The organism is Vogesella mureinivorans, from assembly GCF_007644035.1.
Classification (GTDB): Bacteria; Pseudomonadota; Gammaproteobacteria; order Burkholderiales; family Chromobacteriaceae; genus Vogesella; species Vogesella mureinivorans.
This window is the reverse complement of the sequence record NZ_VMTV02000464.1, coordinates 65,970-78,630: the sequence shown is the minus strand read 5'-3', so window position 1 is coordinate 78,630 and position 12,661 is coordinate 65,970. Positions and strand designations below refer to the sequence as shown.

Here is a 12,661-nt window from a genome sequence, read left to right as displayed (position 1 = left end):
CGGCGCATCAAGGGCGGCATAGCGACGCGCAGGGGATGCCGTCGTGATTGCCGTCCAGCTTTTTCACGCCGCATTGCTGCAGGTAAAACTGCGCCTCGGCACAGTTGGCCATCTGGCTGCAGCGGTTTTTGCTGCCGCACTGGAAAGCCGCTGCCGGCTTGGCGGGGCTGGCTGGCGCACCACGGCCAGGGTTGGCCGCAACGGGGGCATCCGGCGGTGGCAACGAGGTGGCGCGGCGGCTGCCGCGGCGCCAGTCTTGCGGGCGCACCGGGCCGCTACCTGCCCACAAGCCGCGCCCGGCGGCGCGGGCGCTGTTTTCGGCGGCAATATAGTGCCGCTCTTTCAGGTAATCACGGTAGGCCCAGGCCCAGCCGTCCTGCACCTGGGCCAGGTTGATGTCTACGCCGTCCAGCCACAAGCGGCCAACGATGCGGCCGTATTTGTCGGTTTCGTGGCGTTCCAGCTGTACAGACCGGCCAAACACGCGGGCCGCCAGCGCGGCGCGGGCACGCTGGCCGTAGGGCTGGGCTTGTTCCGGCGCGTCGATCTGCCCCAGGCGCACGGTCAGCTCGCGCCAGTTTTGCAGGCACTTTACCGTGTCGCCATCATGAATAGCCGTGACACGACATGCCTGCCCTGCCCCCCAGCTGGCCGCCGCCAGGCACAGGCATAGCCACCCTGCTATGGTTTTCAGCACACGACGCTCCCGCAACATAAAAACGCACTGTAATGGCTGCGCCCGGGGCGGGCAAATTGACCCGGGCTATTCCGTTGCCATACAGTGGCATTTTTCCTTTGCACGAGCCCCGCCATGAAGCCCGCCCACCTAGCCCTTACCGCCGGTGCCGTCCTGCTGGCCACCTTCAGTGGCGCCAGCGCCTATACCGCCTGGCGCAGCCACCAGCAGCTGGACAAGCTAAACCAGGCCATGACGCAGTACCCGCTGCTGAAAGTCATCAGCCGCAGCAAGACCTACAGCCTGTGGCAGAGCCAGGAAACCGTGAGCTACCAGCTAGGCTGCGAAAACGAGATCAACAGCGAGCTGTTTGGCGGCACGCGCCCGGGTATTACCGTGCGCAACACGGTGTCGCACAACCCGCTATCGCCCGGCGTGCGTACCGACATCATCTGGCCGGCCAGCTGGGCCGAGCCGATCAAGCAGCTGTTTGGCGATGCCCAGCCGCTTAGCATCCATACCCGTGCCGGCTGGCTGGGCCAGATGGAAACCCGCATCAGCAGCCCGGGCTTCCGCGCAGAAAAAAACGGCAACCTGCTGCACTGGAAAGGCCTGGACGCCACCTTCCAGTACGACCTGGGCCTGCAAAAGCTGCAGCACGAGCTGGTGCTGCACGGCAGCGATGTCAGCGACGCGCAAGGCCGTTTCAAGCTCACCACCCAGGACCTGCTGCACAAAGGCCAGTACCAGCGCAGTAGCAGCGGCCTGCTGCTGGGCCAGGAAAGCCTGCGCTTTGGCGGCTTGCAGCTTGCCGCCAGCCAGGGCGCCACCCAGCACAGCTTTAGTGCCGGGGTGCTGGAAACCAGCGCGCAAAGCAGCGAGCAAAACGGCATGCTGGCGATTAACGGCAAAGGCAGCTGGGTGGGCCTGCACTACAACAGCAAACCGCTGGGCGACCTGTCCGCCCAGGGCAGCCTGAGCCGGCTGGATGCCAAAGCGCTGGCCGACTACAACAAGCAAGCGCTGACCCAGGGCATGCTGCAATGCCATTTTGGCAACCAGCTGGCCAACCCGGCCAACCGCGCGCTGCTGGTGCGCATGCTGTCGCACAACCCTGCCTTTACCCAGCTGACCACGCTGGCCAACCCGGAAGGCAACAGCACGCTGAACCTCAAAGCCAGCCTGAGCGCGCCTAGCGAAGCCGAGCTGGCCGGCAGCGACGCCGCACTGGCTAAAAAGCTGGCGCTGCAGGCGCTGATCAGCTGGCCGCAAATCCTGCCCGAACGCTGGATCAACGATTTTGCCCCCGAGGCGCAGCGCGACATGCTGGTACACGGCTACCGCACTACCGTGGCCAATATGCTGGCCGCCGGCAGCCTGCAACAGGCCGGCGCGCTGCTGCAAACCCGCTTTGACCTGAGCGACGGCAAGCTGCTGCAAAACGGCAAGCCCTTCCAACAGCCAACCCAGAGCGCCCCAGCGCACGAAGCCAGTGCGCCAGTAGACGAGCCGATAGACCAGGCCGTGCCCGTAGCGCCGGGCGATACCCTTAGCCAGTAAACCGCGCAACACCTGCCCCATGCGGCCAACCTTGCCCAGGTTGGCCGCAGCCGTTTTATGCCCTGCCGGCCAGCAGCTGGCGCCGGTAGCGCTCTGGCGTGATGCCGGTATGGCGGGCAAACATGGCGATAAAAGCCGATGGCGTGGCGTAGCCCAGCTCGGCGGCAATGTCGGCCACGGTGCGCCCGGCCTTCAGCCCGGACAGTGCCTGCAGCAGCCGCACCCTGTTGCGCCAGGCGGCAAAGCTCATGCCGAGCTGCTGCTGAAAGCGCCGCGCCAGCGTGCGCTCGGTGCTGTGCACGCGCACGGCCCAGCTGGCCAGCGTGGTGTTGTCGCCCGGCTGTGCGCGCAGGGCCTGCAACACGGGGCGCAGCAGGCGGTCGTGGCTATCGGGCAGGTAATCGACCTGGCTGCCGGCCTGCACCATGCGCTGCACCAGCAGCTGCGCCTGCATGGCGTCCCATTCGTCCACCATGGCGGTGACGCCGCGCTGGCAAAAATCATCCAGCAAGGCGCGCAGCAGCGGCGTTTGCGGTATCAGGCAGGGCTGCGGCGGCAGCTGTGCGGCCAACGCTGGCGCCACATACACCGACACATAGTCCAGCGCCTGGCGAATGTGCGCGGCGTGCGCCACATCGGCCGGGATCCACACCAGGTACTCGGCCGGGGCGGCCAGCGTGCGGTCCGGCAGCTGCAGCGCCAGTATGCCCAGGCTGATACGGTTGATCTGGCCCCAGGGGTGCACGTGCCATTCAAAATCGGTATTGGCCAGAAACTGCTCATGGCGGAAATACAGCGGCGCCGGGGGCGGCAGGCTGCAGTCGGTAGGGCTGTACGGGTAAGGTGGCATATTGTCGGCAATGGCGTATCGGCTTGTCTGTTTTGCAGTATATGCCAGTAACAGGACAGCGCTACACTGCTGCCATTCTTGCTAACGGAGCCTGCCATGGCACGCTTTTTCCCCTTGCTGGCGGTGCTGATCTGGGCCGCCAATACCGTGGTATCCAAGGCCGCGGCCAACGTGCTGGACCCGGCCGCCATTTCGTTCTACCGCTGGCTGGTGGCGCTGCTGGTGCTCAGCCCGCTGATGCTGCGGCCGCTACGCGCGCAGTGGCCGGCTATCCGCCCCATGCTGCCGCGCTTTGCCGTGCTGGCGCTGCTGGGCATGGTGGCCTACCAGTGCCTGGCCTACTACGCCGCCCACCTGACCAGCGCCACCAATATGGGCGTGATCTGCGCGCTGATCCCCCTGCTGGGCCTGCTGCTCAATGCCGTGGTCTTCCGCCAGCGCATCGGCGCCGGCGCAGCGGCGGGCGTCGCGGTGTCGCTGGCTGGCGTGCTGTACCTGCTGGGTGCCGGTAAGCCGCTGGCGCTGCTGGCGGGCGGCGTCAACACGGGCGATGCGCTGATGCTGCTGGGCTCGGCCAGCTATGCGCTGTACGGCATCCTGTTCAAGCGCTGGGCGCCGCCGTTTGGCCAGTGGCTGAACCTGTACGTGCAGGTGGTGCTGGCGGTGCTGATGCTGATACCGGTCGCGGCCACGGCGCAGAGCATGGCCATACCGGCAGCGGGCGTGCCACTGGTGCTGTTTGCCGGCATTGCCTCGTCCATTCTGGCGGCCTACTTCTGGATGCGCGGCATCCAGACGCTGGGCAGCGACCGCACGGCAATCTTCATGAACCTGCTGCCGCTGTTTACCGCCCTGCTGGCCAGCGTCACGCTGGGGGAAACCATCCACGGCTACCACTGGCTGGGTGGCGGGCTGATTTTGCTGGGCGTCAGCCTCAGCCAGGGGGTGCTGCGCCTGCCAGCCTGGGGCAAACAGCCGGCCTGAGCCGCCATCTAGGCAGGCGGCACGAGCTTAAGCACGCCATAAGCTTGGCAGCACAGCATGCCCGCTATCTATCCGGATAGCGGGTTACCACCATGCAGGGCAATGTACTGACACCACAGCAGGGCGCAGCGGCCCTGGCTACCACGTTCCCCGTGCTGCGCAGGGCAGCCATACAGCTAACGGGCCTGGCGCTGCTGGCTGTGCTGTTTCTGCTGCTGGAATACGACACCACGCTGGACGACACCCTCACCCGCTTGTTTTACAGCCCGGCACTGCAGGGCTTCCCCCTGCAGGACAGCGTATGGCTGGACTGGCTCAACCACCGCCTGGCCAAATACGCCGTGGCGGGCTGTACGCTGTGGCTGCTCTACAGCGGCCTGCGCCGCCGTGACAGCCGCCGCGCCTACACTGCCGGCATGATGATGCTAGCGAGCGCAGCGGTATCCACCCTGAAAGCACGCAGCGCCCACTCCTGCCCGTGGGACATGGCCGCTTACGGCGGCAGCGCCGAACACTTTCCCACCCTGGCCGTGACACCGCTGAACGCCGGCCCCGGTCATTGCTTTCCCGGCGGCCACGCCTCGGCCGGCTTTGCCCTGATGGCGCTGTACTTTTACTGGCAGCCCAGCCACCCCGCCCGCGCCCGCATGGCGCTGTGGGGCGGCGTGCTGGCGGGCATGCTGATGGGCCTGGGCCAGGTAGCGCGCGGGGCCCATTTCCTTAGCCACAACCTGTGGAGTGGCTGGGTGGTGTGGCTGGTATGCGTGCTGGGCTTTGCCGTGTTCGACTACCTGGCCGCCCGCCGCGGCTAGCACCTGGCTGCACTACCCGACACTCGCCCGCCACCAGCGTAATGCCTGTAGTTAACACTGATTGGCATTTTTTGCTGGCAGTTTGTTGCGTTAAAGCGGCTTGCGAGTCCGCTATGCGGACGATGCTTAAATGCCGGTTCCGCCCGGCAGACGGGAAAGGGGGCGGATTGCCACCCCCTTTTCATTCCCCCGCAACCCGGGACTGCTCGAAACCCCGCGCAAAATGATGCCCCCCAGGCGCCGCCGAACTCGCCCCTCGCTAACGGCTCGGGACTCAAACAAATCGGCGTCTTGCGCGTGCGAATCTTCGATTCGCTCAGCACAACCCTGGGGTGCACCCTTTTGCCCGGCTCGCACCAACGGGATGGGGCGCTTCACTCATGCCCTCCTACTTGATGGCCAAGCACATTAGCCTAACTTACTGGCATTACGCCACCGGCGGTTTTTTCACGCCCACTAGCTATCAAGCCACAAGCATAAGCCCACGTTAAGACTGGCTTGCTTTAATGGCCTTGTACCTGCACTGCGCAGGGGTCTACACGGAGCGTCACCATGAAAAAACTGTTTGCTGTTGCCCTGATCGCCGCCTTTGCCTCCAACGTTGCCCTGGCCGATGCCCAGTGCAAGGCCCAGCCAAAAGACAAATGGCAGAAAGAAGCCGACTTCAAGAAAAAGCTGACCGCCGAGGGCTACCAGATCAAGAAATTCAAAGTGTCCGGTAACTGCTACGAGATCTACGGCAAAAACAAAGAAGGCAAAAAAGTAGAAATCTACTTTGACCCGGTAAGCGGCGCCGCCGTAAAAACCGACATCGAAGACTAAACGGCCCTGCCCCGGCCTGCTGGCACCTGCCGGCAGGCTTTTCATTTTATGGAGCCTGTCATGAACACCCTGCCTGCCACACCGCACCGCCAATACATCTGGGACCCGCTGGTACGCCTGTTCCACTGGAGCCTGGTGGCCTGCGTACTGGCCAACTTGCTGCTGCTGGAAGAAGGCGACCCGCCACACCGCTGGGCCGGCTACATCGCCAGCGCCCTGGTACTGATACGCATCGTGTGGGGCTTTGTCGGCAGCCACCATGCCCGCTTTGCCAGCTTCTTCCCTACCCCGGCGCGCCTGCACCACCACCTGCAGCAGCTGCGCAGCGGCACGCTGCCGCATAGCGACGGCCACAACCCGCTGGGTGCCATCATGATGCTGGCGCTGATGGCGCTGGTCCTGTCACTGGGTGCCACCGGCTACCTGATGGGCACCGATACCTACTGGGGCGAAGAATGGCTGGAAGAGCTACACGAAGGCCTGGCCAATACCCTGATGCTGGCGGTAGGCCTGCACGCCGCCGCGGCCATCGTGATGGGCAAGCTGGAAAAGGTAAACCTGGTCCGCGCCATGATCACCGGCTACAAGACCTGGCGGGGCTGAACGCAGTACACTGCCGGCATAAAACCACGGAGGCCGCATGCGCATCCTCATTATCGAAGACGACCCGCTCATTGGCGACGGCCTGCAAGCCGGCCTCACCGCCCTGGGCTTTAGCTGCGACTGGCTGCGCGACGGCAAGCTGGCGCTGCGCGGCCCCGACGCCGCCCCCTACGACGCCGCCATACTGGACCTGGGCCTGCCCGGCGTAGACGGCCTGGACGTACTGGCCAGCTGGCGCCGCAGCGGCCACGCCCTGCCGGTGCTGATACTGACCGCACGCGACGCGGTAGACGACCGCATTCGCGGCCTGGATAGCGGCGGCGACGACTACCTGGTGAAACCCTTTGCCCTGGGCGAGGTGGCCGCGCGCCTGCGTGCCCTGCTGCGCCGCCGTGGCGGCCAGGCCAGCCCGCTGCTGCAGCACGGCCGCATCAGCCTGGACCCTGCCGCCCGCCGCGTGCTGCTGGACGGCCAGCCGGTAGAGTTGGCCGCACGCGAGCTCACCCTGCTGGAACTGCTGCTGAACAACAAAGGCCGCGTGCTAAGCCGCGCCCAGATCGAAGAAAAACTGTACGACTGGGCGCACGAAGTAGAAAGCAACGCGGTAGAAGTACACATTCACCACCTGCGCAAAAAGCTGGGCAGCGAGCTGATCAAAACCCGCCGCGGCCTGGGCTACACCCTGGGTGACGAGGCATGAGCAGCAGCCTGCGCGGCACGGTTGGCCGCAGCCTGCTGAAAACCATCACCCCGCTGTGGCTGCTAGCCTGCGTCGTCGTCGGCCTGCTAGCGCACCACGAGGTCTCCGAGCTGTACGACGAGCAGCAGCAGCTGTTTGCCCGCCAGCTCTACCACACCCTGCCGCAGCTGCGCGCCAGCCAAACCCGTGGCCAGCTACACGAAGCAGACAGTGCCGACCACCAGGCGGTAGCCATCTGGGACAGCCAGGCCAAACCACTGGTGGCCGACAGCGACGGCATGGCGCTATCGCCCCGCCCCGGCTTTACCGGCTTTGTGACCAGCCTGCACCATAACGAAATCTGGCGCGTGTACTACTACAGCGGCGAGCAGGGTACGGTAGCCGTAGCGCAAGAAGAAGGCGAACGCTGGGAGCTGATGCGCGGCCTGCTGCTGGCGCAGCTGCTGTGGCTCATTGTGCTGCCGGTCGCCATGCTGGCCATCTGGTGGGCGCTGGGCCGTGGCCTGCGGCCGCTGGACAGCATCCGCCAGCTGCTGCAGCAGCGCCGCACCGACGACGACACCCCGCTGCCGACTGATGTCCCCACCGAAATCCGCCCGCTGATCGACGCCATGAACCAGCTGATCGCCCGCGTGGCCAGCACGTTGCAGCACGAGCGCCGTTTTACCGCCGATGCCGCCCACGAGCTGCGCAGCCCGCTGGCCGGCCTGCGCGTGCAGGCCGAGCTAGTGCAGCTGCTGGACGACCCGGCCGCCCGCCACGCTGCCATCGACAAGGTGCTGGCCAGCGTAGACCGTGCCAGCCACCTGGTAGACGAGCTGCTGGCGCTGGCCAGGCTGGAACAGCAACACACCCTGCCGTTTGCGCCGCTGTCGTGGCAGGCCATTGCCGAGCAAGCCATGGCCGAGGTGGCCGCCGCTGCCGCGCAGCGCGGCACCCGCATCAGCCTGCAGCTGGATGGCCACGGCCCGCAGGCTAACGGCGACGCCAGCCTGCTGCAGCTGCTGCTGCGCAACCTGCTGGACAACGCCGTGCGCTACAGCCCGCCCGGCAGCCAGGTGCGGCTGATCGTCAGCCCACAACAGCTGCTTGTAGAAGACAACGGCCCCGGCATTGCCGCCGAGCACTTGCCCCGCATTGGCGAGCGCTTTTACCGCCCGGCCGGGCAAGACGCCAGCGGCAGCGGCCTGGGGCTGTCCATCGTTGGCCGCATTGCCAACCTGCACGGCCTACAGGTGCACTGGCAAAACCGCTCTGAAGGCGGACTGTGCGTGACCCTGCAGCCACACCGCCTGCCACCCGCCAGCTAGCCAGGCCCGCTATTGGCGCGGTAAAAACGACAAGCCCCTGTCTGGCAGACAGGGGCTTGTTGCGTGCGGGCCGGTGCGCTGGCGGATTCAGCCGCCGCTGCGCTTTGCCGTATAGCCCAGCGCAGCCAGCTTGGGCAGCACCGTGTCGACGTGGTCGCCCTGGATTTCGATATCGCCATCCTTCACCGTACCGCCACTGCCGCACGCGGCGCGCAGCTGCTTGCCCAGCACCGCCAGCGCGTCAGCGGCCAGCGGCACACCTCGCACCAGCGTTACCGTTTTGCCGCCGCGCCCTTTGCGCTGGCAGCTTACCCGTACCACACCGTCACCCGCTGGCAGCGCGCTGGCGCAGCTACAGGCCGCCTGCGGCTGGCGGCAGCCGGGGCACATCTGGCCGTGCTCGGTGCTGTACACCAGCCCGCCTTCTTTACCGTAGCGCATGTCTGCCCCCTTTATTGAAAGGCCCGCATCACACCACGGGCGGCGCGGCATGTAAAGCGCTGCCGTTCACAAAACCGGCTATGCGCTGGTAGGCGGCGGCGCAGGCCTCCGGCACCAGGGCTTCCAGCAGCATATAGGCGTGAATCTGGTCGGCGGCGCAGTGGTAATCCACCGCCACCCCGGCCGCGGCCAGTTGGCGCGCATAGGCCAGACCTTCGTCGTGCAGGGGGTCGAAACCGGCGGTGAGGATCTGCGTGGGCGCGTGCTGCGCGCCAAGCTCGCCATACAGCGGCGAGGCGGCCTGGCGGTCGCCCCCTTCGCGGAAATAATGGCCGAAATACCAGCCAATGCGCTCGGCCTCCAGCAGGTAGCCCTGCCCCAGCGCCTGGATGGAAGGCTGCGACAGGGTGTAATCCAGGCTGGGATACACCAGCACCAGGCGGCTGATGGCCAGGCTGGCGTCGGCCTGCGCCCACTGCGCCACCGTAGCGGCCAGCGCGGCACCGCCGGAATCGCCCGCCAGCACGGGCAGGCCGTCGGCGATGTTTGCCCCGCACGCCTGCAAGGTTGGCCGCAGGCCGTGCAGCACGGTGCAGACATCCTGCAGCGCTGCCGGGTACGGGCACTCCGGCGCCAGGCGGTACTCCACCGATACCACCACGTGCTGCGTGGCTTGCGCCAGGCGGCGGCATACCGGGTCGTAGCTGCTGACACTGCCCGCCATGTGGCCGCCACCGTGGCAGTACACCAGCACCGGCAGCGCCTGCTCCGGCGCAGGGTGGTAGATGCGCACCGGCACCGGGTAGCTGCCCGGCACCATGGCCTCTTGCACCCAGGGCAATGCCGGGCCTGCCGGCACCATGGCGGCAATCAGCCCGGCTAAAGCCTCGCGCGCGCTGATGGGGGTGGTTTGCTGGCCTGCGGCCAACCTTTGCGCCTGGATGGCGTTCACCTGGGCAAGCCAGGCGGCCACGGCGGGGTGGAGTGTGTTCATGGTTGTACCTCGGTTGACGGGTTGGCCGCCTGGCCGCCCCGGTAATGGGTGATGAACGCTTGCAAACGCTCGCCCAGATAATGGCGCAGCGCCTGCACCACCGGGTTCAGCAAGCGGCGGTCGGCGCACATCATGTGCAGCGGGGCCGGCTCGCCCAGCCACGGCTGGCACAGTGCCACCAGGCGGCCGGCGTGCAGGTCGGGCAGTACGTCCAGCGCCGATTTGTAGGCAATGCCGTAACCGGCCAGCGCCCAGTGCCGCACCGCGTCGCCGTCGTCCGACACGCGGTTGCCACTGACCTGCACGCTGTGTGCCACGCCATAGCGGAAAAACTGCCAGCGCTGATGCACCTGCTCGCCCAGCTGGAAGCACAGGCAATTGTGCTGGCGCAGATCATCCGGCTGCTGCGGCACACCGGCGCGCTGCAAGTAGGCCGGTGCCGCGCACAGCACGCGGCGGTTGTCGGCCGCCAGCGGCACCGCAATCAGGCTGGAATCGCCCGGCACGCCGTAGCGGATAGCCAGGTCCACCGGCTGGCGGTAGACATCGGCCATGCGGTCAGACAGCTGCACCCGCAGCGTCACGCCGGGGTGGCGCTGCTGGAAATCGTCCAGCCAGCCCAGCAGCTGGTGCCGCCCCAGGTCGGACGGTAGCGACAGCTGCAGCGTGCCCTGCAGGCTGCCGTCGCCGGCGATGGCGTCGCGCCCGGCGGTGAGCGTGGCCAGTGCCTGGCGGCAATGCGCCAGGAACAGCTCGCCCTGCGGTGTCAGGCGCAGGCTGCGGGTAGAGCGCACAAACAGCGCCGCGCCCAGCTCGGCTTCCAGCCGTTTCAGCGCCGCACTGGTGGCCGCCGGGGTAAGGTCCAGCCGCCGCGCTGCCGCCGACAGGCTGCCGGTTTCACTGGTCAGCACGAAAATTTCCAGGTCCTGCAGCGCCTTCATTTTCAAAAATCCTTCACAAGTGCTTGCAATGCAGCGCGGTTTTTCAAATTTCCATACAAGGCAATGATAGCAGCACCGTTTTCCTGCCCGGCAGGAAACCCCCAACAGGAGCTTGCCACCATGCCCGATATGTCGTTGTTTTCACCACTTTCCCACCCGGCCTTGCCGCTGCCCAACCGCATCGTGATGGCACCGATGACGCGCTGCCGTACCGACCAGCCCGGCGACGTGCCCAACGCGCTGATGGCCCAGTACTACGCCCAGCGCGCCAGCGCCGGCCTGATCATCAGCGAAGCCACGCAGATTTCGCGCCAGGGCCAGGGCTACAGCTTTACCCCCGGCATTTACAGCCAGGCGCAGATTGACGGCTGGCGCGGCGTGACCGACGCCGTGCACGCCGCTGGCGGGCGCATCGTGCTGCAACTGTGGCACGTTGGCCGCATGTCGCACCCGGTATTCCACGACGGCGGCCTGCCGGTGGCACCGTCTGCGCTGCCGCCGCAGGCCCAGGTGTGGGTAGCCGACGCCAACGGCCAAGGCCATATGCTGGACTGCCCGACACCGCGTGCGCTGGATAGCGGCGAAATCGCCGACATCGTGGCCGACTACCGCCAGGCCGCGCTGAACGCCATGGCAGCCGGTTTCGACGGTGTGGAAATCCACGCCGGTAACGGCTACCTGATCGACCAGTTCCTGCGCAGCACGTCCAACCAGCGCCAGGACCGCTACGGTGGCAGCCGCCGCGCACGGCTGGCCTTTTTGCTGGAAGTCTGCCGTGCGGTAGCCGACGCCGTGGGCGCAGCCCGTACCGGCGTGCGGCTGGCGCCCTACATCACCGCGCGCGGCATGGCCTGCCCGGACATCATCCCCACCATCCTGGAAGCCGCCGTGCAGCTGGACAAGCTGGGCGTGGGCTACCTGCACCTGTCCGAAGCAGACTGGGACGATGCGCCGCAAGTAGACCTGCTGTTCCGCCAGGCACTGCGTCAGCGCTTTGCCGGCACCCTCATCGTGGCCGGCCGCTACGACGCCGCCCGCGCCGAAGCCATGCTGGCCAGCAAGCTGGCCGACCTGGTGGCCTTTGGCCGCCCCTTTATCGCCAACCCCGACCTGCCGGCACGGCTGCAACACGGCTGGCCACTGGCCGATTTCGACCCTGCCGCGCTGTTTGGCGGCCAGGCCGACGGCTACACCCGCTACCCGCCCTACACCCCGCCTGGCCGCCAGGCCTGACACCGAGAACCGCACCATGGACATCACCCCTTACCTGCTCCGCCGCTACACCACCAAGGCCTTCGACCCCGAGCGCCGGCTGGACGCCGCGCAGCTGGCGCAAATCGAAACCCTGCTGCGCTACAGCCCGTCGTCCACCAACGCCCAGCCATGGCATTTCATCCTTGCCGGCAGCGACGAGGGCAAGGCGCGCATCGCGCAGGCCACCCAGGGCTTCTACAGCTTTAACGAAGCCAAGATACGCCGCGCCTCGCACGTGGTAGTGCTGTGCACCCGCGCCCAGATCGACGACAGCCACTTGCTGCAGGTGCTGGCACAAGAAGACCAGGACGGCCGCTTTGCCCATGCCGACGCGCGCGAAGGCCAGCACCGTGGCCGCAGCCACTTTGTAAATGCCCACCGCTTCCAGCTGCGCGACAGCGTGCACTGGATGGAAAAACAGGTGTACCTGGCGCTGGGCATGCTGCTGCTGGGCGTGGCCGCCATGGAGATCGACGCCTGCCCTATAGAGGGCTTCGACGCCGTGGCGCTGGACGAGGCGCTAGGCCTGCGCCAGCACGGCCTGGTGCCGTCGGTGATCGTGGCGCTGGGCTACCGCGCCGCCGACGACTTCAACGCCGCGCTACCCAAATCGCGGCTGCCGGCCGACAGCGTCATCACCCGGCTGTAAGCCACCCTTTGCCCGCGCCCCGCACGGGGTCGGGCCCCTGCCGGGTGCGCGCTGCGGCCCGGCTT

The 12,661-nt window shown here is 66.7% G+C and carries 14 protein-coding genes; 9 read left to right on the top strand and 5 right to left on the bottom strand.

All coding sequences use genetic code 11. The features are described from left to right. Positions 1–7 precede the first annotated feature (7 nt). Entirely contained in the window at positions 8–697 is a 690-nt protein-coding gene (locus FLQ44_RS12000; protein WP_170252954.1) for a thermonuclease family protein, read from the bottom strand. Between the two features lie 114 nt (positions 698–811). On the opposite strand from FLQ44_RS12000, the gene FLQ44_RS11995 reads away from it, so the two are divergent. Then, the gene (locus FLQ44_RS11995) at positions 812–2,236 is read left to right on the top strand and encodes a DUF945 family protein (RefSeq protein WP_147694552.1); all 1,425 of its coding nucleotides are present in this window, start codon (positions 812–814) and stop codon (positions 2,234–2,236) included. 55 nt (positions 2,237–2,291) lie between these two features. Here the strand turns inward: FLQ44_RS11995 and FLQ44_RS11990 are convergent, their stop codons facing one another. After that, complete coding sequence (locus FLQ44_RS11990; protein WP_147694551.1) at positions 2,292–3,086, bottom strand: AraC family transcriptional regulator; 795 nt, start codon at positions 3,084–3,086, stop codon at positions 2,292–2,294. 96 nt (positions 3,087–3,182) lie between these two features. Here FLQ44_RS11990 and FLQ44_RS11985 point away from each other — a divergent pair, with 96 nt between their 5' ends. From FLQ44_RS11985 to FLQ44_RS11960, 6 genes are all read left to right on the top strand, one after another. Then, on the top strand, positions 3,183–4,070 hold the full coding sequence (locus tag FLQ44_RS11985) for a DMT family transporter (RefSeq protein WP_147694550.1): 888 nt from the start codon (positions 3,183–3,185) through the stop codon (positions 4,068–4,070). A 92-nt stretch (positions 4,071–4,162) separates the two neighbouring features. Next, positions 4,163–4,882: a phosphatase PAP2 family protein gene (locus FLQ44_RS11980; protein WP_147694549.1), complete on the top strand. Its 720-nt coding sequence runs from the start codon at positions 4,163–4,165 to the stop codon at positions 4,880–4,882. A gap of 552 nt (positions 4,883–5,434) precedes the next feature. After that, entirely contained in the window at positions 5,435–5,704 is a 270-nt protein-coding gene (locus tag FLQ44_RS11975; protein WP_147694548.1) for a PepSY domain-containing protein, read from the top strand. 60 nt (positions 5,705–5,764) lie between these two features. Further along, positions 5,765–6,307, top strand: a complete 543-nt coding sequence (locus tag FLQ44_RS11970; RefSeq protein ID WP_147694547.1) for a cytochrome b/b6 domain-containing protein — start codon at positions 5,765–5,767, stop codon at positions 6,305–6,307. A 37-nt stretch (positions 6,308–6,344) separates the two neighbouring features. Further along, positions 6,345–7,007 carry a response regulator gene (locus FLQ44_RS11965; RefSeq protein WP_147694546.1) on the top strand — a complete coding sequence of 221 codons (663 nt, stop codon included), beginning with the start codon at positions 6,345–6,347 and terminating at the stop codon, positions 7,005–7,007. After that, positions 7,004–8,317, top strand: coding sequence for an ATP-binding protein (locus FLQ44_RS11960; RefSeq protein ID WP_147694545.1), 1,314 nt, complete (start codon positions 7,004–7,006; stop codon positions 8,315–8,317). The genes FLQ44_RS11965 and FLQ44_RS11960 overlap by 4 nt, the downstream gene beginning before the upstream one ends. Before the next feature lie 87 nt (positions 8,318–8,404). Here FLQ44_RS11960 and FLQ44_RS11955 read toward each other — a convergent pair whose 3' ends face one another. From FLQ44_RS11955 to FLQ44_RS11945, 3 genes are read right to left on the bottom strand one after another with little or no spacing between them, the layout of a single operon-like run. Then, on the bottom strand, positions 8,405–8,758 hold the full coding sequence (locus FLQ44_RS11955; RefSeq protein ID WP_147694544.1) for a translation initiation factor Sui1: 354 nt from the start codon (positions 8,756–8,758) through the stop codon (positions 8,405–8,407). 28 nt (positions 8,759–8,786) lie between these two features. After that, a complete protein-coding gene (locus tag FLQ44_RS11950; RefSeq protein WP_147694543.1) occupies positions 8,787–9,752 on the bottom strand; it encodes an alpha/beta hydrolase in 966 nt (321 codons plus the stop codon). Continuing rightward, complete coding sequence (locus FLQ44_RS11945) at positions 9,749–10,693, bottom strand: LysR family transcriptional regulator (protein ID WP_147694542.1); 945 nt, start codon at positions 10,691–10,693, stop codon at positions 9,749–9,751. Before FLQ44_RS11945 ends, FLQ44_RS11950 begins: the two co-directional genes overlap by 4 nt. Before the next feature lie 120 nt (positions 10,694–10,813). Here FLQ44_RS11945 and FLQ44_RS11940 point away from each other — a divergent pair, with 120 nt between their 5' ends. Together FLQ44_RS11940 and nfsB are read left to right on the top strand one after the other, a co-directional pair. Next, on the top strand, positions 10,814–11,926 hold the full coding sequence (locus FLQ44_RS11940; RefSeq protein ID WP_147694541.1) for an alkene reductase: 1,113 nt from the start codon (positions 10,814–10,816) through the stop codon (positions 11,924–11,926). Positions 11,927–11,942: 16 nt separating this feature from the next. Continuing rightward, positions 11,943–12,596, top strand: coding sequence for an oxygen-insensitive NAD(P)H nitroreductase (gene nfsB / locus FLQ44_RS11935; protein ID WP_147694540.1), 654 nt, complete (start codon positions 11,943–11,945; stop codon positions 12,594–12,596). Positions 12,597–12,661: the final 65 nt, after the last annotated feature.

What these genes read in the sequence shown, in the direction of transcription:
- FLQ44_RS11995 (WP_147694552.1), top strand. Translation starts at nt 812, where the DNA reads ATGAAGCCCGCCCACCTAGCCCTTACCGCCGGTGCCGTCCTGCTGGCC.
- FLQ44_RS11990 (WP_147694551.1), bottom strand. Translation starts at nt 3,086, where the DNA reads ATGCCACCTTACCCGTACAGCCCTACCGACTGCAGCCTGCCGCCCCCG.
- FLQ44_RS11985 (WP_147694550.1), top strand. Translation starts at nt 3,183, where the DNA reads ATGGCACGCTTTTTCCCCTTGCTGGCGGTGCTGATCTGGGCCGCCAAT.
- FLQ44_RS11980 (WP_147694549.1), top strand. Translation starts at nt 4,163, where the DNA reads ATGCAGGGCAATGTACTGACACCACAGCAGGGCGCAGCGGCCCTGGCT.
- FLQ44_RS11975 (WP_147694548.1), top strand. Translation starts at nt 5,435, where the DNA reads ATGAAAAAACTGTTTGCTGTTGCCCTGATCGCCGCCTTTGCCTCCAAC.
- FLQ44_RS11970 (WP_147694547.1), top strand. Translation starts at nt 5,765, where the DNA reads ATGAACACCCTGCCTGCCACACCGCACCGCCAATACATCTGGGACCCG.
- FLQ44_RS11965 (WP_147694546.1), top strand. Translation starts at nt 6,345, where the DNA reads ATGCGCATCCTCATTATCGAAGACGACCCGCTCATTGGCGACGGCCTG.
- FLQ44_RS11960 (WP_147694545.1), top strand. Translation starts at nt 7,004, where the DNA reads ATGAGCAGCAGCCTGCGCGGCACGGTTGGCCGCAGCCTGCTGAAAACC.
- FLQ44_RS11955 (WP_147694544.1), bottom strand. Translation starts at nt 8,758, where the DNA reads ATGCGCTACGGTAAAGAAGGCGGGCTGGTGTACAGCACCGAGCACGGC.
- FLQ44_RS11950 (WP_147694543.1), bottom strand. Translation starts at nt 9,752, where the DNA reads ATGAACACACTCCACCCCGCCGTGGCCGCCTGGCTTGCCCAGGTGAAC.
- FLQ44_RS11945 (WP_147694542.1), bottom strand. Translation starts at nt 10,693, where the DNA reads ATGAAGGCGCTGCAGGACCTGGAAATTTTCGTGCTGACCAGTGAAACC.
- FLQ44_RS11940 (WP_147694541.1), top strand. Translation starts at nt 10,814, where the DNA reads ATGCCCGATATGTCGTTGTTTTCACCACTTTCCCACCCGGCCTTGCCG.
- nfsB (WP_147694540.1), top strand. Translation starts at nt 11,943, where the DNA reads ATGGACATCACCCCTTACCTGCTCCGCCGCTACACCACCAAGGCCTTC.